20 protein-coding genes are annotated in these 22,584 nt (G+C 61.7%); 10 read left to right on the forward strand and 10 right to left on the reverse strand.

Features of this window, described 5'->3' with window-relative positions; translation table 11 throughout:
- The first annotated feature begins 21 nt into the window (after positions 1 to 21).
- The 3 genes from sctT to sctC all read left to right on the forward strand — a co-directional run bounded on the left by sctT (position 22) and on the right by sctC (position 4,570).
- Positions 22 to 909 (forward strand): type III secretion system export apparatus subunit SctT, encoded by an 888-nt coding sequence (gene sctT / locus GH657_RS06635; RefSeq protein ID WP_246174016.1) that lies wholly within the window; start codon positions 22 to 24, stop codon positions 907 to 909.
- Between the two features lie 153 nt (positions 910 to 1,062).
- Complete coding sequence (locus tag GH657_RS06640) at positions 1,063 to 2,505, forward strand: helix-turn-helix transcriptional regulator (protein WP_153099971.1); 1,443 nt, start codon at positions 1,063 to 1,065, stop codon at positions 2,503 to 2,505.
- Between the two features lie 106 nt (positions 2,506 to 2,611).
- Positions 2,612 to 4,570 carry a type III secretion system outer membrane ring subunit SctC gene (gene sctC / locus GH657_RS06645; RefSeq protein ID WP_246174017.1) on the forward strand — a complete coding sequence of 653 codons (1,959 nt, stop codon included), beginning with the start codon at positions 2,612 to 2,614 and terminating at the stop codon, positions 4,568 to 4,570.
- A gap of 114 nt (positions 4,571 to 4,684) precedes the next feature.
- Here the strand turns inward: sctC and GH657_RS18115 are convergent, their stop codons facing one another.
- Both GH657_RS18115 and GH657_RS06655 read right to left on the reverse strand, forming a co-directional pair.
- On the reverse strand, positions 4,685 to 5,647 hold the full coding sequence (locus GH657_RS18115; protein ID WP_174769888.1) for a hypothetical protein: 963 nt from the start codon (positions 5,645 to 5,647) through the stop codon (positions 4,685 to 4,687).
- Between the two features lie 198 nt (positions 5,648 to 5,845).
- The gene (locus GH657_RS06655; RefSeq protein WP_153099972.1) at positions 5,846 to 6,556 is read right to left on the reverse strand and encodes an RNA polymerase sigma factor; all 711 of its coding nucleotides are present in this window, start codon (positions 6,554 to 6,556) and stop codon (positions 5,846 to 5,848) included.
- A gap of 777 nt (positions 6,557 to 7,333) precedes the next feature.
- On the opposite strand from GH657_RS06655, the gene GH657_RS06660 reads away from it, so the two are divergent.
- Positions 7,334 to 8,104, forward strand: coding sequence for a response regulator transcription factor (locus GH657_RS06660; protein WP_174769889.1), 771 nt, complete (start codon positions 7,334 to 7,336; stop codon positions 8,102 to 8,104).
- A gap of 328 nt (positions 8,105 to 8,432) precedes the next feature.
- Positions 8,433 to 9,245, forward strand: coding sequence for a response regulator transcription factor (locus GH657_RS06665; protein WP_153099974.1), 813 nt, complete (start codon positions 8,433 to 8,435; stop codon positions 9,243 to 9,245).
- Positions 9,246 to 9,362: 117 nt separating this feature from the next.
- Here GH657_RS06665 and pdxR read toward each other — a convergent pair whose 3' ends face one another.
- Positions 9,363 to 10,820: a MocR-like pyridoxine biosynthesis transcription factor PdxR gene (pdxR, locus tag GH657_RS06670; RefSeq protein WP_153099975.1), complete on the reverse strand. Its 1,458-nt coding sequence runs from the start codon at positions 10,818 to 10,820 to the stop codon at positions 9,363 to 9,365.
- 213 nt (positions 10,821 to 11,033) lie between these two features.
- Here pdxR and GH657_RS06675 point away from each other — a divergent pair, with 213 nt between their 5' ends.
- The 4 genes from GH657_RS06675 (at position 11,034) to GH657_RS06690 (ending at position 16,424) form a co-directional block, all read left to right on the forward strand.
- Entirely contained in the window at positions 11,034 to 12,110 is a 1,077-nt protein-coding gene (locus GH657_RS06675) for a phosphotransferase (RefSeq protein ID WP_153099976.1), read from the forward strand.
- Positions 12,097 to 13,404 (forward strand): aspartate aminotransferase family protein, encoded by a 1,308-nt coding sequence (locus GH657_RS06680; RefSeq protein WP_153099977.1) that lies wholly within the window; start codon positions 12,097 to 12,099, stop codon positions 13,402 to 13,404. The genes GH657_RS06675 and GH657_RS06680 overlap by 14 nt, the downstream gene beginning before the upstream one ends.
- 171 nt (positions 13,405 to 13,575) lie before the next feature.
- Positions 13,576 to 14,604 carry an ABC transporter substrate-binding protein gene (locus GH657_RS06685; protein WP_425495751.1) on the forward strand — a complete coding sequence of 343 codons (1,029 nt, stop codon included), beginning with the start codon at positions 13,576 to 13,578 and terminating at the stop codon, positions 14,602 to 14,604.
- 71 nt (positions 14,605 to 14,675) lie between these two features.
- On the forward strand, positions 14,676 to 16,424 hold the full coding sequence (locus GH657_RS06690; RefSeq protein ID WP_246174018.1) for an ATP-binding response regulator: 1,749 nt from the start codon (positions 14,676 to 14,678) through the stop codon (positions 16,422 to 16,424).
- 119 nt (positions 16,425 to 16,543) lie between these two features.
- On the opposite strand, the gene GH657_RS06695 is transcribed toward GH657_RS06690, so the two are convergent.
- The 3 genes from GH657_RS06695 to sctD are packed head-to-tail and all read right to left on the reverse strand — an operon-like array spanning position 16,544 to position 18,694.
- Positions 16,544 to 16,792, reverse strand: coding sequence for an EscF/YscF/HrpA family type III secretion system needle major subunit (locus GH657_RS06695; protein ID WP_153099980.1), 249 nt, complete (start codon positions 16,790 to 16,792; stop codon positions 16,544 to 16,546).
- 40 nt (positions 16,793 to 16,832) lie between these two features.
- Positions 16,833 to 17,042 (reverse strand): EscE/YscE/SsaE family type III secretion system needle protein co-chaperone, encoded by a 210-nt coding sequence (locus tag GH657_RS06700; protein WP_174769890.1) that lies wholly within the window; start codon positions 17,040 to 17,042, stop codon positions 16,833 to 16,835.
- A gap of 38 nt (positions 17,043 to 17,080) precedes the next feature.
- Entirely contained in the window at positions 17,081 to 18,694 is a 1,614-nt protein-coding gene (sctD, locus tag GH657_RS06705; protein ID WP_153099982.1) for a type III secretion system inner membrane ring subunit SctD, read from the reverse strand.
- Between the two features lie 29 nt (positions 18,695 to 18,723).
- Here sctD and GH657_RS06710 point away from each other — a divergent pair, with 29 nt between their 5' ends.
- Positions 18,724 to 19,074 carry an STAS domain-containing protein gene (locus GH657_RS06710; RefSeq protein ID WP_153099983.1) on the forward strand — a complete coding sequence of 117 codons (351 nt, stop codon included), beginning with the start codon at positions 18,724 to 18,726 and terminating at the stop codon, positions 19,072 to 19,074.
- A 128-nt stretch (positions 19,075 to 19,202) separates the two neighbouring features.
- Here GH657_RS06710 and sctV read toward each other — a convergent pair whose 3' ends face one another.
- The 4 genes from sctV to GH657_RS06730 are packed head-to-tail and all read right to left on the reverse strand — an operon-like array spanning position 19,203 to position 22,580.
- Positions 19,203 to 21,317 carry a type III secretion system export apparatus subunit SctV gene (sctV, locus tag GH657_RS06715; protein ID WP_425495730.1) on the reverse strand — a complete coding sequence of 705 codons (2,115 nt, stop codon included), beginning with the start codon at positions 21,315 to 21,317 and terminating at the stop codon, positions 19,203 to 19,205.
- The gene (locus tag GH657_RS06720) at positions 21,314 to 21,766 is read right to left on the reverse strand and encodes a hypothetical protein (protein WP_153099985.1); all 453 of its coding nucleotides are present in this window, start codon (positions 21,764 to 21,766) and stop codon (positions 21,314 to 21,316) included. The genes sctV and GH657_RS06720 overlap by 4 nt, the downstream gene beginning before the upstream one ends.
- Positions 21,767 to 21,771: 5 nt before the next feature.
- A complete protein-coding gene (sctX, locus tag GH657_RS06725; RefSeq protein WP_153099986.1) occupies positions 21,772 to 22,203 on the reverse strand; it encodes a type III secretion apparatus assembly protein SctX in 432 nt (143 codons plus the stop codon).
- A gap of 8 nt (positions 22,204 to 22,211) precedes the next feature.
- Complete coding sequence (locus GH657_RS06730; RefSeq protein ID WP_153099987.1) at positions 22,212 to 22,580, reverse strand: hypothetical protein; 369 nt, start codon at positions 22,578 to 22,580, stop codon at positions 22,212 to 22,214.
- Positions 22,581 to 22,584 lie beyond the last annotated feature (4 nt).

Below are 22,584 nucleotides of genomic sequence, written 5' to 3' on the forward strand. Positions count from 1 at the left end.
ATGGACGCGAGCTGGAGTGCCGTGGCCCAGGCTCTGCTGAACGGTTTTGCCGCTTACCAAAGCCTGTGCGTCGCACTGTTGCTGTTTGGCGTACGCATCCTGTGTGCCTTCATGCTGCTGCCCGCTACCAGCGATATCGTGCTGCCCGGCATCGCCCGCAATGGCGTGGTGTATTTGCTGACGTACTTCGTCGCAGCCGGGCAGCCACTTGAGCCGTTCGAGCATCTCAGTGGCGCGCTGCTGCTGGTGCTGGCGGGCAAGGAAGCATTTCTTGGTGTGGCCTTGGGCTATGTGGCATCGACCGTGTTCTGGGTCGCGCAAAGTGTCGGCATGCTGATCGACGGACTCACCGGCTTTAACAGTGTGCAGATGAGCAATCCGTTGCGCGGGGATTCCAGCACACCGGTTGCGACGATCTTGCTGCAGTTGAGCGTGGCGCTGTTCTATCTCGGTGGCGGCATGCTGTTTTTGCTCAGTGCGCTGTTCCAGTCGTTTCGCTGGTGGCCACCGTATGCACTCTGGCCATCGCTGTCGCAGATGGCCGAAACCTTTTTGCTGCAGCGTGGCGATTCGATGTGGATGATGATCGCGCGGCTGGCCACCCCCTTCATGCTGGTGCTGCTCCTGGTCGATCTTGGCTTTGGCGTGATCGCGCACGCGGCTGACCGGCTTGCGCCGAATTCGCTGTCGCAGCCACTGCGGGGCGTGTTGGGTCTCATGATGCTGATCGTGCTGGTGAGCGTTTTCACCTCGCAGGTGCTGGGCGACGTGGCACTGGGCGGCTTCGCCAGGGATTTTGCGCAAGGCATGGTGGGTTCGACCTCGACCTCGACCTCGACCTCGACGTCAGCCGGTGCCGCAGCAGCACCCGCAGTAGCACCGGCAGCAACGCAGGTCATGGGGCATTGACGTCAAACGTAGTGAGGGCATGTGTAGTGAGCATTGTTGTAGATCGCACTGCGCGTATTTGAAAATTGCGCGCGGCACTCTGCTTATGATGACTCGTCTCCGCTGTCCAGCGTTTAAAGCGCTAGCTGGACGCTTTTACAGAGGTGCCGATCCATGTTCTCAGGTGTTTACTTCGCGCTGTCGTCGGGCCTTGCCTTGCGTCGGCAGCTTCCAGCGTTTTGCCAGGCGATGCTCGATGGCGAGCCACAACGCGCCTGGTGCTTCGTTGACGATGTGCTGGAGCGCAACCGCAAGTTCGAGGCGCAAGATGATGTGCGGCTGGTCGCCGCCGCTGATGTATCGCTGTTGCTGGGTTCGGCGCAAGACGCCGAGGAGTTGTACCGGCGTGCGCAAAAACGCGTGGTGGGCAACGATTCGCGCTTGCGTAGCCTGTCATGCCGCAACACGGGCTGGCAGCTCATGATGCGCGAGCGATACGGCGCCATGGCGAACTGCTTTTCACGCATGTCGCGCGATGCCAGCCCAGAACCGGGTGAGACGCTGGAAGCCCTGCTAGGTCTCGCGCTGGCGCATCATCAGGTGGGCCGTCAAGGTGAAGCCGATGCCACGCTGCTGCACGCCGCACAACTGGCGGACAGGCATGATGAGCCGCTCTGGCGCCAGGTCGTCGGCTTGCTTGCGCGCGAGTTCGAAGTGCAATTGCAAATCCGTAACGCTACCTTGCTGAGCGACCACGCCTTCTGGCGCTCGGCGGGCACGGCGGCTATGTGCGGCCCAGCCGAGCGCGCGGTGCTGACGCAGCAATTGAGCGCCACCGGGGTGTCCGAGACGCCACCGCTGCTGCTGACACAGCGTCATGCGTATCTGGAGCAGCTCGCGCAACTGGCCCAGGGCGAAGCGCTGCCCAATGGCGCATTGCTGGCGTTGCTGCATCAGCCTCCAGGCGCTAGCGCGCCAGGCCAGATCTTTCTCGCGCGGCTTGACGTATTGCTCGCGGCGCTAGCGGGCGGTCACGACGAACTGGCCGATACGGTGCTGGCCAAACTCGCCAGCACCGAAACCGATAGGCATGCCCGCCGCTGCAATTTCGATTACCTGTATTGCGCGGCGAAAGTCGCATCACGCCAGGGCGATGCGGTGCAAGCGCTCAAGCTGTATTCGAGTTATGCCTCCGAGGCGCTGCGCTGTTTGCGCAACGAAGCCCCAACCCTTGGGCCCTTGCAGCGCCACAGCCGCCAGGCGCCGCCCACTGACGATATCTCTGTGCGCTTGCCGCCGAAGTATCGCCGCGCGTATCGCTACATCGTCGATAACCTTGAGCGCAGCGATCTCAGCACGCGCGAAATCGCCGCGCAGATCGACGTTACCGAGCGTGCCTTGCAGCTCACCTTCAAGCGTTCGCTCGGGATGTCGCCTGGCAGCCTGGTGCGGCGTCTGCGTCTGGATGGCATCCGCGATGACCTGCTCAACGAAGATTGCACCGACGCCTCGATCTTCGATACCGCCAGCCGCTGGGGCGTGAAAAGCCGCTCGGCTTTCGCCAAGGGCTATCGCAAGCAGTTCAACGAGTCGCCTTCCGAGACCCTCGGCCAATAGGCACGCGTTTGCGCGTTCAAGCTGCCGCGTCGTCAGGTTGTCATGCGGTCGCGGTCATGCCCATGCCACCTTGCCAGAGCCGCTGCAGGGTGGCCGGCATGGCCCCATGCTGCCGCTGGCCAGTTCCTGGCTCCTGGCTCCTGGTTCCTGTTTTTCGCTCTTTGCCTCGCTGGGTTTCATGACGATATTTTTTTTGCGCCGCGTCCGTGTTGCCTGCGCGACGCTCTCCTGTCTTTCCAGCCTGCTGTCTGCCGCTGCGCTGGCTGCCCCCATTGCATGGCATAGCAGCCGCTTCGAGTACGTCGCCGAGCACAAGGATCTGAAGGATGTACTGCGCGATTTCAGCGCTAGCCAGCATCTGATGACCTGGATTTCGCCCAACGTCGAAGGCACGGTGTCCGGCAGTTTTTCCTCGAGTCCGCAGCGCTTTCTGGAGCAGATGGCGAATTCGTTTGGGGTGCTCTGGTATTACGACGGCGCCGTGCTGCGTATTTTCGGTGCGAACGAGGCGAAAAGCGCGACGGTCGGTCTCGCCCATGTCAGCGTCGAGGCCTTGCGTGGCACGTTGCAGCGTTTGAAGATCGATGATCCGCGTTTTCCTGTGCGCTACGACAGCTTGTCGCGCACGGCGCTGGTGTCTGGGCCGCCGCGCTACGTTGAGCTCGTGGCCAGCGTGGCAGCGCTGATCGATCACGCCTCGGTGCCCGATGCACGTGTCATCGTGCAGCGCTTTCCGTTGCAGTACGCATGGGCGACGGACCGGCACATCACGGTGAATGGCCGCGCGGTGACCGTGCGCGGAGTGGCGGCGGTGTTGCGCAGCCTGTATGGGCAAAACGATGGCGCGATAGCGGCCCTGGCCGCGCCCGAGCGTTCGGCTTATCGCATGCCCAGTGCACGTAGCGAAGAGGCGCGAGGGGTGGCCAGCGGTGTACAGCAAGCCGGGGGGAGTGGGATGCCGCCGTTGCCTGGGCTCGGGGGCCTGGGCTTGAGTGGGGAGGCCGGCAGCGCGTCATGGCCTGAACGTTTCGATGAAACCTCTGACCGCCCGGTGGGGTTCGGGGAGCGCTTCGACGCGGGCCGGGCAGGCAGCTCAGGCGGGGCCTTTCCGCGTCGCGCACACGATGCCGCCGATGAGGCGCTGACCTCGCCCCAGGTGCCCATGATTGAGGCGGATACGCGCAGCAACTCGATTCTTGTGCGCGATCGGGCGGGAAACATGGAGGCCTTTGGCGCGCTGATTCATTCGCTGGACTTGCGCCCTGGCGTGCTCGAAATCGACGCCAGCATCATCGAGATCACCGATAACGCGCTTCAGGAACTGGGCGTGGACTGGCAGTTGCATGGCAGCCATGTGCATGGCAGCAGCGGCACCGGACGGCTGGACAATGGCGAGCGCGATGCCAGTGGCGCGCTGCTGGCGCCGGGCGGCGTGCTGACTGCCGTGATTGGCGGCTCGGGCCGCTATTTGCTGGGCCGCATCAGCGTGCTGCAACAAAGCGACCAGGCGCGCATCATCGCCAGCCCCAAAGTGGAGACGCTGGATAACGTCGAGGCCGTGATGGAAAACAAGCAGACGTTCTACGTGGAAGTGGGCGGTTATCAGTCGGGCGATCTGTACAGCGTTTCGGCCGGAGTTTCCCTGCGCGTGTTGCCCACGATCGTGACGGCTGCGCCTGGGCGGCAGATTCGCCTCGACATGCATATCGAAGACGGCAAGCTAACCGAACAGAAAGTGGGCCCGCTGCCTGTCATCGAGAGCAGCACCATCGACACCCAGGCGCTGATGAACGAAGGCGAGAGCCTGCTGATCGCGGGTTATTCCATCGACCAGAACGATCATTCCGAAACCGCTGTGCCGTGGCTGTCGCAGATCCCGTTCATCGGTGGCCTGTTTCGCTTTCGTCATAGCCAGGGGCGGCGTTTTCAGCGGCTCTTTTTGCTGACGCCACGCATTTTGTCGGCGCAGCCTCCGGCTGAGGGTGCGGATGTTGCGCTGGCCGCGCCCGCTGCTGCTGCGAGCCGGACGGATGCCATGCCCAACACGTTCAATGCAGCACGTTAAATGCGTTAAAGCGTGGCATCCGGGGCGACACGAACATGGCCGATGAATACGGCACACGGGCAATACGGCTCAATGCAGTTCGCCGTGCCCGTGTGTCTGATGGCCGCGTTCGCGTTAGATCGCTAGTGCGAGTGGCTTGACGAACTGGAGAATCATCGGCGCGAGCTTGGTTAGCAGGTTAAAGAGCGCTTGGAGGTTGGGGTGATTTTGGGCGAAGCTGCCCTTGGACGGCTGACTTGCGCTGCCTGCGTTCCCCGCTGGGGACGTACCGCCCGCGCTCCCTGCGCTCCCTGGGCCACTGGCGCCACCGGCACCGTTAGTGCCACCGGCGTGTCCACCCCGTATTGCTTTCAGCTCGGAGAGCAGCTTGATGACATCGCCGGCCAAGGCCATGAGGGTCGATGGCAACTGGGCTTTGGCCTCCGCAGGGCTGCCGGGCGGTGCCTCTGCGGGTTGCATGCCGCTTGCCGGACTGCCTCCTGCGGCAGCGCCGCCCGCGGGTTGCGCGCCACCTGGCTGACCTTCTTCCAGATGCTGCAGCAACTGCAAGACGTCATCGAGAATTTGCGCGGTTTGCGGATCCATCTGTCCGACGCTGCCAGCAGGTTGCTGCTGGATTTGCTGCAGCAATTCACGAACCTGTTGCAGCATCGCGGCAATCTGTTCGTGCGAGATGGCAAGCTGTTGCCCCGAGGCGGCGTGTGTCGAAGCCGCTGACCCGGTGCCCATGGCTGGACCCGCTTCCGGCGCGCTGCTGGTATCGGCTCCGGCACCTATATCTGTCCCTGTCCCTGTCCCTGTCTCTGTTCCTGTTCCTGTTCCTGTTCCTGTTCCTGAGCGCGCCGCAGCCGTTGGCTGAGCGCCGCCATCCGTTGCCGTCAGCCCGCCTTGGATGGAGGGTGCCGCCGCGGAGTCTTGCGACGCGCTTTGCAGTTTTTGCTGCAGGATCGCCAGGATGTTTTCCAGCATTTTTTCGATGTTCGCCTGCTGGTCGTCTCCGGCACCGCGGGCGTTAGCGCTTGTCAGGGCGGGGGTTGCCGCACCCGGGCGGTGGTACGCGATGATGCTCTGTTCCATGAATGCCTCTTGCAGTAAGTGATGGTGGGTCAGATCCGGAGCGTGTGGGCCGGATCTGCAGCAAGACTTCAATGGCCGCGCAACAGCCACCAGGTGGCTGTCCCGCTTTGCAAGGTAAGGGACACAGGGCATCGCGTGCAGTGTGCTAGCGAAATACGGTGTGCATGAGCGAAGTGGGACGGCTGCGCCGGGCGCCGCTCAGCGTTTGTCTGGCGCCCAGTCAGTGCTGGAATCCGGGCCCCACGGCAGGTGAGTGAGCGGCTCGGGCGTCATGGGGGGCCGGCCGGAAAGCGTGGGCAAGATCGTCCGCAAGCGGTTGCGCGCATGGACCAGGCGGGATTTCACCGTGGTGATGGGGCATTGCAGGGTCTCGGCGATTTCTTCTGTCGAATAGCCCAGCACATAAGCCAGTTGGATCACTTGACGATGCTCGTCGTTGAGCTGTTCGAGCGCCTTGTATAACCAGTCGCTGAGCTCTTCGGAATCGGGCCGTGCCAGGTCACAGGTTTCTTCCATGTCGGGCGTGAGTGGCTCGCAGGCATGGGCTTCGTCCTGACGCAGCGCGCCGAGCATGGCGCGATAGGCGATGCCGATGAGCCACGTCGACAGGCGCGACTCGCCGCGAAAATGCACCGCCTTGTTCCAGACCACCAGCAAAACATCGTTGATGACTTCGTCAATCAGGTGTTGCTTGCGTGTCAGGCGTGCCAGATATCGTGCCAGCCGAGGCTGGTAGAGCCGGTGCAACTGGCTGAGCGCGGCGCTTTCGCCTCGCGCTATGCGTTGCAGCAAAAGCGCTTCGGTATCGGTGGATAGAGGGGCCTCTTTAGCGCCTTCAGCACGCAAGGCGAGCGAAGCCTGCGAGGCGGGATAGAGCCGGATATCGGTGGCGGCACAAACGGGCGCCATGTAGCCAGTGCGGGTGTGCCAGGCGCTACGGCCGCGATGAATACAGATCCGTTGCGACACATTGGGCTGCCCGTGACACAGGAAAAACCCCGCATGATCTGAGGCGTACAAAAAGGGTGACGGAAGTGAAGCGGTTTTGCCAAAACCGATGCAGCACATCGGCATCACACGAAGCAGATTAATACAACGCATTTCTTTGCTAGCCATAATTCCAGTTGAACCGAAACGTATTGAATTGCCATGTAATCGCTGGATTGCCGCATGCCATGCACGGCTCACGAAAACCCTGCAGCGCAGGGTGGAACGCATTGTGTAATTAATGTGAACGCGCCGCGGATAAAGCCATGACGTAATTTCGGAGAAGGCTAACTGGAAGAAGAATTGAACGAAAATAAATTGTTGCGCGGACGGTAGCATACATGGAATTTTTCATGTGTAGCGAATTGTCGTTTTTCCAGAATTAGCTGGATAGAGAAATTGCGTGATGGCGCCTGGTTCCTTGAATAAAGAATTATTTCATTCAGCCTGCATTCAATGAACTATTCAATAGCTGGAGTGTGACAGTAGAAAATTCAGGCGCACCTGAATAAAACGTTATATCCAGTAAAAATTTCGTTTGTGATGCATCCGGATTCGCTTTTTATTGCACTAACGGGAGTTGGACTTAAAACAGCGGTTGAGTCATGGCACAAAAATGGTGCAAATCAGCAAGATAAAAGTGCATGACTGCCGCTTTGTCATTTTTCAATATCTATAAAAATCGTTATGGAGAATCGCGTGAGAGTGGGGATAGCGAGTGGTGATGCCGTATTGATACACGGCATCGGAGAATGTTTGGGTCACGATGGTGTCGCGGTGGATGCCTACAGCGATGATCGCAAGTTGCTGCACGCAATGCGTGGCGGGCGCTACGACATGGTGCTGATCGACGTGAAGAACGACACCGTTGCCGCGCAACCGTTGCTGTCGTGGCGCAATGCCAATCCGGACCTGTTTACGCCCGTGATTGTGCTGACGCGCCATCCAGACTGGTCTGACCTGCTGGCGCTGGCGCATGCGGGTGCACAGGACGTTGTGCATCGTGACGACGTCGAGCAGATCCGCTTTCGCGTGTATCTGATCTTGCAGCGCGAAGGGCGTCGTGGTTTGAGCGACTGTATTCAGCATGGGCCGTATACGTTGCACCGGGGCGTGGGGACGCTCTTCGTGCATGACGTCGAGGTCGCGTTGACGGCACGCGAGTTTTCGCTAGCCTGGCTGTTCTTCTCCAACCCCGGAAAATTGCTGAGCCGGGCGCAAATCGCCGCGAGTGTCTGGGATGCGGGCAAGGAGATTGCCGCGCGTTCGATCGAGCAGCACATTCATATGCTGCGCAAAAAGCTCGCGCTCTCGGCGTCAGCGCCGTGCAATATCCGCACGGTGTATGCGCTGGGCTACCGGCTCGATATGCTGGCGCCGGAGCCGCCGCACGTGGCGGGCGAGCGCCTGGCGCGGCGTCACGCTATGCCAGGCGCGCTGGCCGGCTATCCGGACTGTGCCGAAAACTAAACCTGGCGGCAGCACGCGTCGCGGGTTCAGCCATAGCCGGTAACGGTGGCGGTAGCGGTAGCGGTATTAGTCTCGCTGATGACCCTCATCAGGAAAATTTGGGTTGGCTATACGATGCGATTTGAATTGGCCTTACAGCTTTGCAATCTGGCGAATTAGAATTCCCACCAAAGACTCAGTACGACAAAAAAATTCGCAAGACCAGATGCAACAGGTTTATCTAGCTGCCTGAATATGACCGCTAGCGTGATTTGCAATGTGAGTTTTTGGCACATATCGCAAAGGTGTTGAGGCGGCAGCGACAGGCGGCAATCACGGGGGTGATGCAATGGGAACAATCTGCCTGATTGACGACCACGCCATGTTCAGGGAAGGGCTGGCGTTGACGTTACGAGCACGGATGCCACAGCTGCAGTTGCTGATGGCGGAGAGCGGGGCGCAAGCGCTGGTCCGGCTGAGCCGCATGCCGGACGTCGAGATGATCGTCGCCGATTATTACTTGCCCGATCTGGGCGGTGCGGATCTGATCAGGCGGCTTCGGGCGGCGGCGCGCAATGCCCCCCTGATTGTTCTTTCCTCGACGGATAGCCTGCGCGATGCGCATGAAGCGTTTGCTGCCGGAGCCAGTGCTTTCGTGCATAAATCCTGCGATTGCGATGAACTGTTCGGCGTCATGACGCGGGTCGCGCGCGGTGCGCGCGGCTTGCTGCTCATGCATGCGCCCACGCGCGCTGCGGCCGCGACGTCCGCCACGAGTGTGATTGGACGGCTGACCTCGCGTCAGTGCGACGTGCTGCGCCTGATTGGCGTGGGGCTGCGCAACCGCGAAATCGGCGAGCGTCTGGCGATGACCGAGAAAACCGTGAAGAACCATATCTCCTCGATCTTCGGCGTGCTGGGCGTACCGAACCGTACCCAGGCCGCGCTGCTCGCGGTGCAAAGTGGCTTGTGCGATAGCGCGGTTCAAGCCGAAGCACCAGCACCAGCACCAGCACCAGCACCAGCACCAGCACCAGCACCAGCACCAGCACCAGCACCAGCGGCTGTGGCTGTGGCTGTGGCGGTGCGGCGTGAACCTCGTCATGAACCACGCCGTGAGTTACGTCTCGCACTTGCCGCTGAAGCCATACCCTGCCTGTAATGCCACGCCCGATGCACTGCTCGCGCGCTTCAGGTCAACCCTGCGCGGGGGCTTTCAGCTCGGGCCTCGAACCGGTCCTGAACGGAACGTCTCTTGCGCCCGGGCTTTGTCACTTTTTCATCGGTGCAACTGCTGATGGCATTGCGCCAGCAGCGCGACTTTCTCGTCGATCTGTGAGGTCGGCACGCCACCGTAGCCAAGCACTAGCCCGTTCGGCTGGCCGGGCTCGATCTGGTAGTACTGCAGTTCGCGCAGCGAAAGCTTGACGGCGGCGCCTGCGGCAACCAGCGCCGGGACGTCGAGCGCCGGGTCGAAATGACATTGCAGATGCAACCCGGCGCGGCCGCCCGAAAGCACCGCGGCGCCTTCCAGATGCCGCGCGAACGAATCGAGCAGCGCCGCCCGCCGTTCGGCATACACGCCGCGCATCGTGCGCACGTGAGTGGAGAAATGCCCTGAGGTGATGAAGTCCGTCATCGCCGCGTGCGTGGTGATCTGCCCTGGGCGAAAGAGTTGCGCGAGGCTGGTGGCGAAAGCCTCGGCCAGCGCGGGCGGCACCACCACATATGACATCCGCAAGCCCGGATACAGCACCTTGCTGAAGGTGCCCATGTACAGCACCCGGCCATGGGTATCGAGGCCTTGCAGCGACGGCAAGGGCCGCTCGTCGTAGTGAAACTCGCTGTCGTAGTCGTCCTCGAGAATCCAGAAGTCACGTTCGTGCGCGAGGTGCAGGAGTTCGGTGCGCCGCTGCAATGACATCACCGCGCCCGACGGATATTGATGTGAAGGGGTGGTGACCAGTAGCTTCGGCGTGGCGGCGAGGGCGGCTTCATCGAGCACCACGCCTTCGCTATCGAGCTTGCAGGTCAGCAGGTTCAAACCGGCCGCGCGCATCACGGTGGGAATGCCCCAGTGGCAGGGATCCTCGGTGGCGGCCGTGTCGCCGTGATCGGTCAGCATGCGTGCGCATAAGTCGAGCGATTGATGCGTGCCCGCTGTGATGATGACCTGCTCAGGTTCGCACTGAACCCCGCGCGAGATGCGCAGATAGCTGGCCAGCGCCCGTCGCAGCGGCATATAGCCTCCGCCTGCGCCATAGCCGGTCAGCATGTTGAATTCCTTGCGCAGATAGCGGTTTTGCAGGCGCTGCCAGACATGAAACGGAAACTGCGAGATATCCGCGACACCGGGCACGAAGGCGCCTTCCAGTTGCACCAGCCCTTGCGTGCTGGAGACGATTTGCGCGCCACGCCGCGAAATGCCCGTGGCCGCAGGCGCCACGCGCTCACGCGGCCCACGCTGGGCGAAGGTATCGGCGACATAGGTGCCGCTGCCGACGCTCGCGCTCAAATAGCCTTCGCTAGTCAAACGTTCGTACACGCGCAGCACGGTGATGCGCGACACCTTGAGCTGGCTGGCCAGCGCCCGGGTGGAGGGCATGCGGTGCCCCACCTTGAGCAAGCCATCGAGGACGCAACGCTGAATGCACTGCGCAATCTGGTTTTGTAGCGATTCGCCGCTGTCAGGGGTGAGCTGCGGCAAGATCAGATCGCTGAGGAGAATCGCTTCCATGGGGTCTTCTGTGGGAGGTGGTCTCAATCAGACGTGGAAATTGGCCCTATCGTGCCGCGCCATTGTCGCTACGATGGCTGGGAAATCTTCCCCGGCAAGTTCCCGCAAGTTCCCGATTCGCTTGCCGGGGGGCAGATAAAAATATTTTCATCACGTTTATCACGTTCTTTACGTTCCTCACGTTCCTCACGTTCATCACGCATTGGGAGTGCTATGTCGGATCTTTATCCGCTGACCTTGCAGGCTTCGCTGCTCAATCCAGCGGGCCAGGTGTCGGCCAGCGCCGCACGCGATATTGCCGTATCGGTATTCGGTCTGGCAGGAGACGTCACACTGCTGACCGGCGAGCGTGACCAGAACTTTCATCTGAAGACTGCCGACGGCCACGAATACCTGCTGAAAATCACCCATCCCAGCGAGCCGCAAGACGTCGTCAACTTTCAGACCGAAGCGTTTCGTCATGTGGCGCGCGTCGATCCGGGGTTGCCGGTTTCGATGCTGTATCCGGGGCTCAATGGCAGCTACGAGCCTGTCGTGGAAATTGGTGTGGATGACCAGCGCGTGGTGCGACTCTTTTCGTATCTGCAAGGCGAACCTCTGCATCGTATTGTGGCTACCCCGCTTTTACGCCGCAATCTGGGCATGAGTCTGGCACAGCTTGACCTTGCGTTGCGCGGCTTTTTTCATCCGGCGGCCAATTATCCGTTGTTGTGGGACGTCAAGCGCATGCAGGCCTTGACACGGCTAGTCGAGCGGCTTGAGGGCGACGAGCGGCGCAGCATGGCGGAGGGCTTCGTGCGCAATTTCGAGTGCTACACCAACCCCGTGCTGCCTGCCTTGCGCGCTCAGGTGATCCATAACGATATGAATGGCCACAACGTGCTGGTGGATACCGCGAGGCAAGAAACGGTGTCCGGCATTCTCGATTTCGGCGATATCATCTACGCCCCGCTGATCCAGGACCTGGCCGTGGCGTGTTCGTACCACATCAGTATCGAAGGCAATCCGCTGCAGCATGTCGCTGACATGGTGCGGGGCTATCACGCGGTGCTGCCGCTCGAAGCGGCGGAGATCGACGTGCTGTTCGACCTGATCGCCGCGCGGCTGGTGATGACCGTGGCGATCACCGAATGGCGGGCCCAGCACATGCCGGAAAACAGCACATACATCTTGCGCAACAACGCGCTGGCCTGGCGTGGGCTGCACCGGCTTCTGACACTGTCGCGCGATGAAGCGCGCGATTATCTTCATACCTGTTGTGTTACGGAGGTTTGCGATGTCCGTCATTGAAGCGCGCGAGATCCGGGTGGCCGCGGCGGCGGCTGAAACGGCGGCCAGTTTACTGGCGCGCCGCGCGCATCTGCTCGGGCCGGCTTACCGTCTGTTTTATGAGCGCCCGTTGCATCCGGTGCGCGGCGAGGGCGTCTGGCTTTACGACGACGAAGGGCGGCGTTACCTCGATGCCTATAACAATGTGGCGGCGGTAGGCCATTGTCATCCGCGCGTGGTCGAGGCGATCGCGCGCCAGGCCGCGCAACTCAACACGCACACGCGTTATCTGCATACCGGCATTCTCGATTACGCGGAGCGTTTGCTGGCGCTGTTACCGGCGGCCGGTTATCAGCTGATGCTGACTTGCACGGGCAGCGAAGCCAACGATCTGGCGCTGCGTGCCGCGCGTGCCTTTACCGGCGGCACGGGGGTGATCGTGACCGAATGCGCGTATCACGGCGTGACGGCGGCGGTGGCGGAAGTCTCGCCATCGCTGGGCATGGCGCTGGGCCCGATGGTACGCACCGTGCCCGCGCCGGGCACGGGTGGCGCGCTCAGTTTCGCCGGGCACGTGCAAGCGGCGATCGACGACCTGCAAGCGCATGGCGTGCGTCCGGCGGCGCTATTGGTCGATACGGTTTTTTCCAGCGATGGCGTGCGCTCGCATCCGTGCGACGCGCTTGCGGGCGCGGCCGAAGCGATCCGTCGCGCCGGTGGCGTGCTGATCGCCGATGAGGTGCAAGCGGGCTTCTGGCGTCTGGGTGAGCGGATGTGGGGTTTCGAGCGCCATGGCGTGGTGCCCGACATCGTGACCATGGGCAAGCCGATGGGCAACGGTCATCCGGTGGCGGGCGTGGCATTGCGCGCGGAGATCATCGCGTCGTTTGGCGCGGCGGTGCGTTACTTCAATACCTTCGGGGGCAATCCGGTGTCGTGCGCGGCCGCCTCGGCCGTGCTGGATGTACTCGAGGAAGAAAAGCTCGGTGAGAACGCGCTTTACGTCGGCGAGCATCTGCACGCGGGCTTGCGCTGGCTGGCAGGGCGTCACCCGCTGATTGCCGAAGTACGGGGCACGGGGCTTTTCGCCGGGGTCGAGCTGAAGGCCCCCGAGGATGCGTCACAGCCCGTCGCGCAGCTTGCCGCGCGCGTGGTCAATGGCATGCGCGAGGCGGGCGTGCTGATTTCGGCCACCGGTGTGCAAGGAAATGTATTGAAAATTCGCCCGCCGCTACCGTTTTCAGGAGAACATGCTGACCTTTTGCTGGATGCGCTCGATGGCGCGCTGACGTTGGCGGTGAGCGCTCACGCGTAACAGCCGTGGCGTTCGTGGCGTGTGTGGCGTGTGTGGCGCTCGTGTCGCCGCGACATGCCGCGCGTGGCACGGGGTACAGGGCAAGCAGGCATAAAAACAGGAGCAGTAAAACAGGAGCAGTACCGAAGCAGTCCAATACTGAAGTACTGAAGGTGCGAGGAGAGACTCATGATGAAGAGCATCGTATGGCCGGTCACCGGTCTGATGATGATTGCAGGCGCGGCGCAAGCGCAAAGCCTGACTGTCGTTAACTTCGGCGGCGCGAATGGCGATGCGCAGCGCGCGGCATTTGTCCAACCCTTCGAGAAGGCGTCGGGCACCAAGGTTTCGGTGGTCGAATACGACGGCTCGCAGGCCAAGGTCAAGGCGATGGTCGAAGCCAAACACATCTCGTGGGATGTGGTCGATGTGGAATCGGGCGATCTGGGGCGCGGCTGTAGCGAAGGGCTGTACGAAAAGCTGGATTTCTCGAAGATTGGCAAACGCGCCGATTACATTCCAGGCTCGATCGACGAATGCGGCGTGGGGGCCTTTGTCTGGTCGACCGCGCTAGCCTACAACGCCGATGCGCTGAAAACCGCGCCGACAGGCTGGAAAGACTTCTGGGACGTGAAGAAGATTCCTGGCAAGCGCGGCCTGCGCAAGATGGCGCGCGGCAATCTTGAGTTTGCGCTGATGGCCGATGGCGTTGCGCCTAAAGACGTATACAGCGTGCTGGCCACGCCGGCGGGTGTTGATCGCGCCTTCAGGAAGCTGACCGAACTCAAGCCTTACATCCAGTGGTGGGAAGCCGGTGCGCAGGCGCCGCAGTTCCTCGTGGCGGGTGACGTGGTGATGACGTCGGCCTTCAATGGCCGGATCAACGCCGCGCGCAAGGATGGCAAGAACCTGCAGGTCGCCTGGAATGGCAGCATCTACGATCTCGACTACTGGGCCATCGTCAAGGGCACGCCGAACCTGGCCGCCGCCTACAAGTACATTGCCTATGCCACGTCACCGGGCGCCACGGCGGATTTCGCCAAACGCATCGGTTATGGTCCGGTCAACAATGGCGGCATTGCCAAACTCGACGCCAAGACCCTGGCGCTGTTGCCCAACTCGCCGCAAAACATCAAGAACGCCGTGCGCCAGGATGGTGAATTCTGGACCGACCACGGGGACGAACTGGAACAACGTTTTGCTGCATGGGCTTCTAAATAGGCCACGTTGTGATCCGGTTTTTTCCTGATCGGCCTGCACAGCCGTCCGTTTACAGTGAGCGGATCGCGGCTGTGCAGGTTTCTTCGTTACGTCGCAGTTTTCCGTTTGCGCTAACCGGCTCGGTGCTCTCCGCGTGCGGTGTGGCGGCGGTGATGCGCGACGTCGTGGCGTTGCCGCAAGTCATGGGCTGGCTGGTGTTGATGCTTTGCCTCGCGCTCGCACGTTGTCTGGCGATGCTGTATTACGACCGCACACGGCATGAGCCCAGTGCGTCATTGCGCTGGCTGCGACAGATGATGTTCGGCAATCTGCTGTCCGGTGCGCTCTGGGGGTTTCCGTTTGCGTACTGGACGTTTTTCGTTCCGCTCGAATACCAGCTGTTTTTTATCGTTGTGCTGTTTGGCCTCGGCACCGGGGCCATTTATTCGAATTACATGGTGTTGCCGGTGGTGTACGCGTTTGAAGTGCCTGCCTTCGCGCCGCCGTTCCTGGCCTTGGCCGTGCAGCCTTCCGCGCTCAACTTTTCGCTGGTGATCGCTGGCAGCGCTTATCTGGTGGCCACGCTGGCCTTTATTCACCGCATGAACAAAACGCATCTCGATGCCTTGCGGCTGGGCTTCGAGAATCTCGCGCTGCTCGATCAGGTGCGGCTGGAAAAAGACGCCGCCGAACGCAGCGACCTCGAAAAATCCCGTTTTCTCGCGGCCGCCAGCCATGATTTGCGTCAGCCGGTGCACGCGATGAGTCTTTTTTTAGGCTTGCTGGCGCTCGAAAAACTCTCCAGCCGCAGCCGCTATCTGGTCGAGAACATTACGCGCGCGACTTCGGCCATGGGGCATCTGTTCGATGCGCTCCTGAATATTTCGCGTCTCGATGCCGGTGTGATTAACCCACGGATCGAAGCGTTCGCGCTGGATGGACTGCTTGACCAGATCCGTTCCGAATACACGCCGCAGGCGCAGCAAAAGGGTTTGTCGCTGCATGTGCGGCCCAGCCATGCGGTGGTGCGTTCGGACCCGATGCTGCTCGATCGCATCTTGCGCAACCTGGTGAGCAACGCGATCGTGCATACCGTGCGCGGGCGGGTGCTGCTCGGCTGCCGCATCCGTGGCGAGCGGCTTGAGATTCAGGTCTGGGATACCGGCCCGGGCATTCCGGCACGCGAGCACGAGCGGATCTTCCTTGAGTTTCACCAGTTGCGAAACCCGGAGCGCGACCGGGGCAAAGGTTTGGGTTTGGGGCTGGCGATCGTGCGCCGTACCGCCGCGCTGCTCGGTCATACGTTGACACTGCGTTCCACTGAAGGGCGTGGCACGGTGTTCATGCTGAGCGTGGCGCGTGCGGCACCGGAGGCGTTGCAATGGCCCGCCGCCGCCGCGTTGCACGAGGCCAGCGCGGCTGAGCTGGCCGAAACGAAACGGCATGCGGGGCAACTGATTCTGGTGGTGGACGACGACGCGCAAAACCGCGAAGGCCTGAGTTTGCTGCTGGAAGGGTGGGGTTACCGGGTGGTGGCGGCCGCGAGCGGCAACAGCCTGCTCGACAAGGTGGCCCATATGCGTGACAAACCGGCGTTGATTGTCAGCGATTACCGGCTGCGCGATCACGAGACCGGCATCCAGGTGATTGACCGGGTGCGCGAGGAATACAACGACCCCGACATTCCGGTGCTGCTGGTCAGCGGCGACACCGATCCCTCGCGCCTCACGCAAGCTGCCGAGCGGGAAATTCCATTGCTGCACAAGCCTGTCGAAGTCGATGCGCTGCGTGGCTGGATCGACCGGTTGCTGGCGAGTAAGACTCCGCCCGCGCCGGTCTGACGAAATCTTTAAAGACGGCTGCCTCGATCCGGCCAACCGTTTTAAAACGCCAGCGTTTAAAACGGCTAGGCGTGACGTGGTGCATGCCAAACCGTTTTGTCATCGAGCCTCGCCTGGCATCAGGCCGATTTCTGGATGATGCCTTTAAGTGTGTCGCCAATTTCCTTGATCACCGTCGCCTGCAGCGATACCAGCATCGACCACGTTTGCATTTTTTGTTGCAGCAGCAGCAGGCTTTCTTGCGTCGGCGTTTTGCCGAGCGCATTGATCGAAGTCTGCAAATCGGTTTCGCTGTTCTCGACGGAGTTGCCCACGACCGTGGCGAAGTTGTCGATACTCAGTGAATTAGGCGAGTTGTAGGTTGTCATCGCGTGGATCTCCGTGAATGCGGGGCCGGCTGGGCATCAATCAATGTGTTATGCGGCTCAGGGTGGAAATGACGGTGCTGGATGCGCTCAGCGCCTGCTTGACGGCCATTAGCTCCCGGAAGCGCTCGGGAGTCGATTTCTGGCGCAACTCGTGGTCGATACGCTCGGCGATCGTCTTGAGCTGCGCGAGCAGGGCCTGGGCTCGCTGCTCGCCCTGGGGGCCTTGCAGTTCGGCCTCGAGGTCGGTCATGGGAGCGGGCTGCTGGGGAGTAAGCGGTAGCCTGGTTGTCATCGTTGCACCATCAGAAGACGTGGAGAATCAAAGAGAATGCGATCGGCCTCGATTGCCTTGAGATGCCAGCCGCGGTAAGTGCCGCCAGGGGAAATGATCGTGCCGTCGGCAATCATCAGATAGGGGTTGAGGCCGCCTACCACCGAGCGGATCGTGAAGGGCAGCGAATTGTCGGAGGCTTCCGTGGTGCCACTGCCTGGATCGCCAGCATGTGCGATGTGCGCGGTGAACGGAATACGGCTGCGATAACGCTCATCGAGCACATGCAGCGCGCCATCGAGCGCATTTTCCTGCTCCGCGTTGAAATCGCCGCTCACCATGATCCGCTGGCCATCCCATTGCACTTCGGCCTGCTTGAGCCCCGCCGCGGCGAGGTCGGCGCGCGTGCGCCGCACCACGTCCGTGGGAAAGTCGATCTGTCCGGCGTTGATGGTGTAGTCAGGCAAGGCGTGACGCAAGCGGCCCAGCACCATGTCGACTTGCTGCGGCGTCATGGCCGCGCCGCTCAGCGTGACGTGGCGCTTGTTGTCGAGATCGACGTTGAGCGTGGGCGCGTAGTCGTCAAGCGTGCTGCGCACGATGTCGCGCACGTCCTCGCCCGTGAGCACATTGAGTGCCGGACGCGGCACGACCCGCGAGAGTTGCGCGGCGAGCGCGTCATAGCTGGCGCGATCGGGCAGCGAGCCCGACACCAGTTCGACCCCGTCGGCACGGCGCGTTGCTCGCAGGCCGGACCAGCGCGGCAAGGCCAGAATGGCGACAAGTTGCGGATTGAGCGGCACGGCACTGGCCGACGCGGCGCGTGGCGCATGCGCCTGAACCTGGGCGGTGGCGGGGGCCAGGGTTTTGCCCGTGGCCTTGGCCGTTGCCGTTGTCGTTGCCGTGTGGTTGCTGCTGCCATTGAGGTGAAACAGATGCCCGGGCCCTAGCGCGCGTGGCAGCAAGGCGCAGACGCCGAGCGCGACGAGGGCTAGCACCGAGGTGCGGCGATGACGCGCGAGTTTCGCCGCTGGCGGGCGCTGAGCGTCTTCATCATCGTCATCGTCACCGGGCGCATCGTGATGAGTGTCGCTCGCACGCCACGTTGTATGGCCTGGCGTATGACGCTGGTCTTCATCCTCATCGTCGTCATCGTCGTCATCGTCGTGGCGCTCGCGGCCGGCCTCTTCGCTGCCGTGATCCGTGCCATCCGCGCCATCCGCGCCGTCATCGTTGCCGCGTTTGTGCGCGGCTTCATGCTCACGCTGTCCGGTGGCAAGCCACGTAGCTGGATCGGGCATCGGGCTGTTCTCGGGCAGCACGCTTAGCCACACGTCGCCGACCTGAAACGCCTGCGGCATGGGATGCCATTCATCGGTTTCGAGCGCCTCGCCCTGCTCATTGCGGCCGGGGGCGAGCAAGAGCAATTGCCAGACGCCGTCTTCGTGACGGATCTGCACATGGTTCGGGGCGATGCCCTCGTCAGCTAGCGCGATATCGTTGTCATCATCCTGGCCGAGCGATAACAGTTCGTTTTCGGCCAGCGGCAAAGGCACGCGGGTTCCGCCATGAACGCCAGAGACAATATAGAGTTCATCTGACGGGCGATATGAGGTATCGTCGCTACTCATAATGCATACGGGGATGTCAGGAGGAACTCATGGCACAAGGCAAGACACTCAGCACGACGATCGATCAACGTGGAGACGCCCTGATTGTGGCGTTGACAGGCAGGCTGGACAGCAGTGTGTCCGAAAGCTTTGGCAAGACGCTGAGCGAGGCGATCCACCCAGACATCAGGCAGCTCATCATCGATTTCTCGGCGCTGACCTACATCAGTTCGGCGGGCCTGCGCTCCATCCTGATCGCGGGCAAGCAGTTGCACGCGATGCATGGCCGGATGGTGCTGGTCGGCTTGCATGGGCTGGTGCAGCAGGTGTTCGAAACCTGCGGTTTCCTGATCCTGTTCGAAACCGCCGCATCGGTCGAGGCGGCGCTGGTGGCGCAATAAGTGTTGTCGCAGCGGGGCAGGTAGCAGGTTGCCTCGCCGCTTTGCGTTGGCGCAAACATCGCGCTGTGTTGTTGTAGTCACTTGCATGTATTTCCTGCTGGACGATGTCCAGCCCCCCATCCGTTACGTTAAAGGCCGATACGGCCCAGCGGCTGGATGTTTATTTCAGTGGCGAGCTCCTGGTACGACAGCACCGCGAGTTCATACAAATCTGCTTCGATCATCTTGCGCAAATAGCGGCGGATATCCATCGAGGTCAGCAGCACGGGCCGCAGCGACGATTGAGTCACATCGCCCACCATTTCGATAATGTTTTGCAGCAACTGCTTCGACACATCCGGGTCGAGTGCCAGATAGCTGCCCGCCGAGGTTTGCCGCACGGCGTCGCGCACGGTTTCCTCGACATCGGGCGTCAGCATGTAGGCGCTCAACACGTTCTGGTTGCTGCTATGGCGGTAGCTGATCTGGCGTTTGAGCGCGGAGCGCACGTACTCCGTCAGCAGCACCGAATCCTTTTCCTTTTGCCCCCATTCGATCAGCGCTTCGAGAATGGTGCGCAAATTGCGGATCGACACGCCTTCCGAGACCAGCCGCTGCAAAATTTCAGCGATTTTCTGCGCCGGTAAAATCCGCGTGGCTTCCTTGATGAGTTCGCCAAAGCGCGTTTCGAGCCCGGACAGCAGCGATTTGGTTTCCTGAATCCCGATGAAATCAGCGCTATAGCGCTTGAGCACCGCGGCCAGGTGATACGAAAAAATCTTGGTGGGCGTGAAAAAGCCGATTCCCGCATCGCCGAGCAGACGCTCCAGCTTGCCCGAAACCCACACTGTTGGGATGCCAGGCAAGAACGTGCGCTCGGTTTCGTGCGCCACGCCTAAGGCATCGAGATTGCGCGTGCTTTCGCGGACCAGCAGGCTGTCCGGGCGCACGTGGCCCGAGGCGACGGGAACTTCGTTGAGCAGGATGGCGTAGCGGCCCGGCTCCAGCTCCGGGTTAAAGCGCAACTGAATGCCGGGGAAGGGCACGCCGAGATCGTTATAGAGCGCCTGACGCACGGCGATCAGTTCGTCATTCAAGGCTTGCACGCCGAACGACGATTTGAGCCCGGCATGCACGTCGAGCATCACCGGCACGGCGGTGGCGTATTCCATCGGCGCCTTGTGCGAGGCGGAGTCGCCGCTGGCCGCAGGGGTGCCGCCACTCTCGCCAAAGGTCGAGCCCGCGCGGCTGCTGATCTGCTCAGGCGTGGCTTGCGACAGCGCATAACCCACGGCCGCCAGCAGCACGCTCAGGATCACGAAGATCATGCTCGGCATGCCGGGAATCACCGCCATCGTCAGCATGGCCGCCGCGGCGATCAGCAGCGCGCGGGGACGCGCGAGGACCTGCGCCGAAATATCCTGGCCGACGTTGCTGCCCTTTTGCGTATCGGTCGAGACGCGGGTGACGATCATCCCGGCGCTGATGGCGATAAAGAGCGCGGGAATTTGCGCGATCAGGCCGTCGCCGATGGTGAGCACCGAGTACGTGCTCATGGCCTCGCTCGCGGACAGGCCGTTTTGCATCGTGCCGATGATGAGCCCGCCGATCAGGTTGACCGCGACGATGATGAGCCCGGCAATGGCATCGCCCTTGACGAACTTCATCGCGCCGTCCATCGCGCCGTAAAGCTGGCTTTCCTTTTCTACCAGCGAGCGGCGGCGGCGGGCTTCTTCCATGTCGATCGAGCCTGCGCGCAAGTCGCCGTCAATCGACATCTGCTTGCCCGGCATCGCATCCAGTGAAAAGCGCGCGGCCACTTCAGCTACCCGCTCCGCGCCCTTGGTGATCACCACGAACTGCACGATCGTGAGAATCAGGAACACCACTAGCCCGACCACCAGATTGCCGCCCACCACGAAGTTACCGAAGGTGTAGACAATGTGCCCCGCGTCCGCTTGCAACAGGATCAGCCGTGTGGTGGCGATGCTGATGCCGAGACGAAACAGCGTGGTGACCAGCAGCACCGATGGAAACGAGGCGAAATGCAGCGGCGAGGGCAGATACAGCGCGACCAGCAGCAAGGTCACGGCCACGCTCATGTTGAAGGCGATCAGCACGTCCACGACGAAGGTCGGCAACGGCAAGATCATGATGAAAATGATGCCGAGCACGCCCGCTGCCAGCATCAGGTCGCCTCGGCTAACGGAGGCGAGAATCAGGCGCTGGAGCTGGGTGCGAAGGGTATTCATCGGGCGGTTCATGGTGTGAGTTCGTCGCTGGCTGCGGCGTTTTCGGCGGTGACGCCATCGGCGGACGTTGCCGCATCCAGTGCGGCCTGTTGCATGCGGGCTTGCAAAAAGCGCTGCATCGCTTCGGCGGCGGCCTCCGGCTGGTCCAGCTCGGAAAGAATTTCGGAGCGCAGCAGCAGCAGGATCGGCATCAGTTGCGCGTCTTCTTCGCTGATCTGGTTGATGATGGCTTCGGCTTCTTCGGGGGCGTTAGTGTCGATGCGCATCAGCGCGCGTAATGCCGCGGTCGTGGCACTGCTATCGCCGCACAGGTGTAGCGTGTCGAACAGCACGCGCGCTTCCTGTGAGCGTCCGTGACGCCAGTACATGTAACCCAGGGTTGCCAGCAGGTCATGGGTATCCGCATCGGCATTAGCGGCGCTTGCGACGTGGCTGCCCTTTACGTGGGAGAGATCGGTCAACGGTGTTATCCCTGAAGCAGTGAGTTCATGTACATGTGAAGCAGGTTCTTCGAGGCGTTGAAGTCTTGCAGGATCGCTTCCGCCTCATCGAGCAGGGCCGTATGTTCGGGATACACGTGACGCAAGCGGCGCAGATGCAGGCGCAGGCGTTGCAGGTTCATGTCGAGGGCGTGGCGCGTGGTCACCATCAGCAGCCGCCGCTCGGGTTGCAAGTCGCGCCCCACCTGATCGCGCAGGCTGGGCATCTGGAACAGCCAGTCGAGCCGCGAGCCGTTAGGAGTTTCGTCGGCGATCAGCAGCGAGGCATCGGGCAGCTCCAGCTCTTGCTCGATGCCATCCACGATCTCCTCGATGCCGTAGATGAACTGCGATTTGGCCGACGGTGCGCTAGGCACCGTGTGCGGAATATGAACCGTGATTTTTCGCTGGATTGGCATCGCACGCCCTACAGGTTGGCAAGCCGGGCCAGCAGTGCCTGGCTGGAATCGTGCAGGATGGTTTCGTCGAAATCGCGGATCGCGTGGCGCATGGCCACGACCAGCAGCGGGCCGGTATCGCCGGGTACGATCCCCGTGGCGGTGGTCGGCAGCAACGCGGTTTCGTTGAGCCAGTTTTCGCCGAGCAGCGTTTCGAGGTGTTCACTGGAGGATTCCATCAGCGGCGCGCTGGCGTACACCAGCACATCGCTGCCGATGCGCTCGACCGTGAGATGGCGCTCATCATCCAGCACCAGCTGGGCGACATGATCGGGTGAACAAGGCCAGCCGGACAGGCCCAGCCGCTTGCCGTACTGGTCGATGATCTCTTCTAGCATGTCG

The sequence above is a fragment of the Paraburkholderia hayleyella genome (assembly GCF_009455685.1).
Taxonomy (GTDB): domain Bacteria; phylum Pseudomonadota; class Gammaproteobacteria; order Burkholderiales; family Burkholderiaceae; genus Paraburkholderia; species Paraburkholderia hayleyella.

Coding starts and splice junctions, on each gene's coding strand:
- GH657_RS06640 (WP_153099971.1), top strand. CDS start 1,063: ATGTTCTCAGGTGTTTACTTCGCGCTGTCGTCGGGCCTTGCCTTGCGT.
- sctC (WP_246174017.1), top strand. CDS start 2,612: ATGCTGCCGCTGGCCAGTTCCTGGCTCCTGGCTCCTGGTTCCTGTTTT.
- GH657_RS18115 (WP_174769888.1), bottom strand. CDS start 5,647: ATGGAACAGAGCATCATCGCGTACCACCGCCCGGGTGCGGCAACCCCC.
- GH657_RS06655 (WP_153099972.1), bottom strand. CDS start 6,556: ATGGCGCCCGTTTGTGCCGCCACCGATATCCGGCTCTATCCCGCCTCG.
- GH657_RS06665 (WP_153099974.1), top strand. CDS start 8,433: ATGGGAACAATCTGCCTGATTGACGACCACGCCATGTTCAGGGAAGGG.
- pdxR (WP_153099975.1), bottom strand. CDS start 10,820: ATGGAAGCGATTCTCCTCAGCGATCTGATCTTGCCGCAGCTCACCCCT.
- GH657_RS06675 (WP_153099976.1), top strand. CDS start 11,034: ATGTCGGATCTTTATCCGCTGACCTTGCAGGCTTCGCTGCTCAATCCA.
- GH657_RS06680 (WP_153099977.1), top strand. CDS start 12,097: ATGTCCGTCATTGAAGCGCGCGAGATCCGGGTGGCCGCGGCGGCGGCT.
- GH657_RS06685 (WP_425495751.1), top strand. CDS start 13,576: ATGAAGAGCATCGTATGGCCGGTCACCGGTCTGATGATGATTGCAGGC.
- GH657_RS06695 (WP_153099980.1), bottom strand. CDS start 16,792: ATGACAACCTACAACTCGCCTAATTCACTGAGTATCGACAACTTCGCC.
- GH657_RS06700 (WP_174769890.1), bottom strand. CDS start 17,042: ATGACCGACCTCGAGGCCGAACTGCAAGGCCCCCAGGGCGAGCAGCGA.
- sctD (WP_153099982.1), bottom strand. CDS start 18,694: ATGAGTAGCGACGATACCTCATATCGCCCGTCAGATGAACTCTATATT.
- GH657_RS06710 (WP_153099983.1), top strand. CDS start 18,724: ATGGCACAAGGCAAGACACTCAGCACGACGATCGATCAACGTGGAGAC.
- sctV (WP_425495730.1), bottom strand. CDS start 21,317: ATGAACCGCCCGATGAATACCCTTCGCACCCAGCTCCAGCGCCTGATT.
- sctX (WP_153099986.1), bottom strand. CDS start 22,203: ATGCCAATCCAGCGAAAAATCACGGTTCATATTCCGCACACGGTGCCT.
- GH657_RS06730 (WP_153099987.1), bottom strand. CDS start 22,580: ATGCTAGAAGAGATCATCGACCAGTACGGCAAGCGGCTGGGCCTGTCC.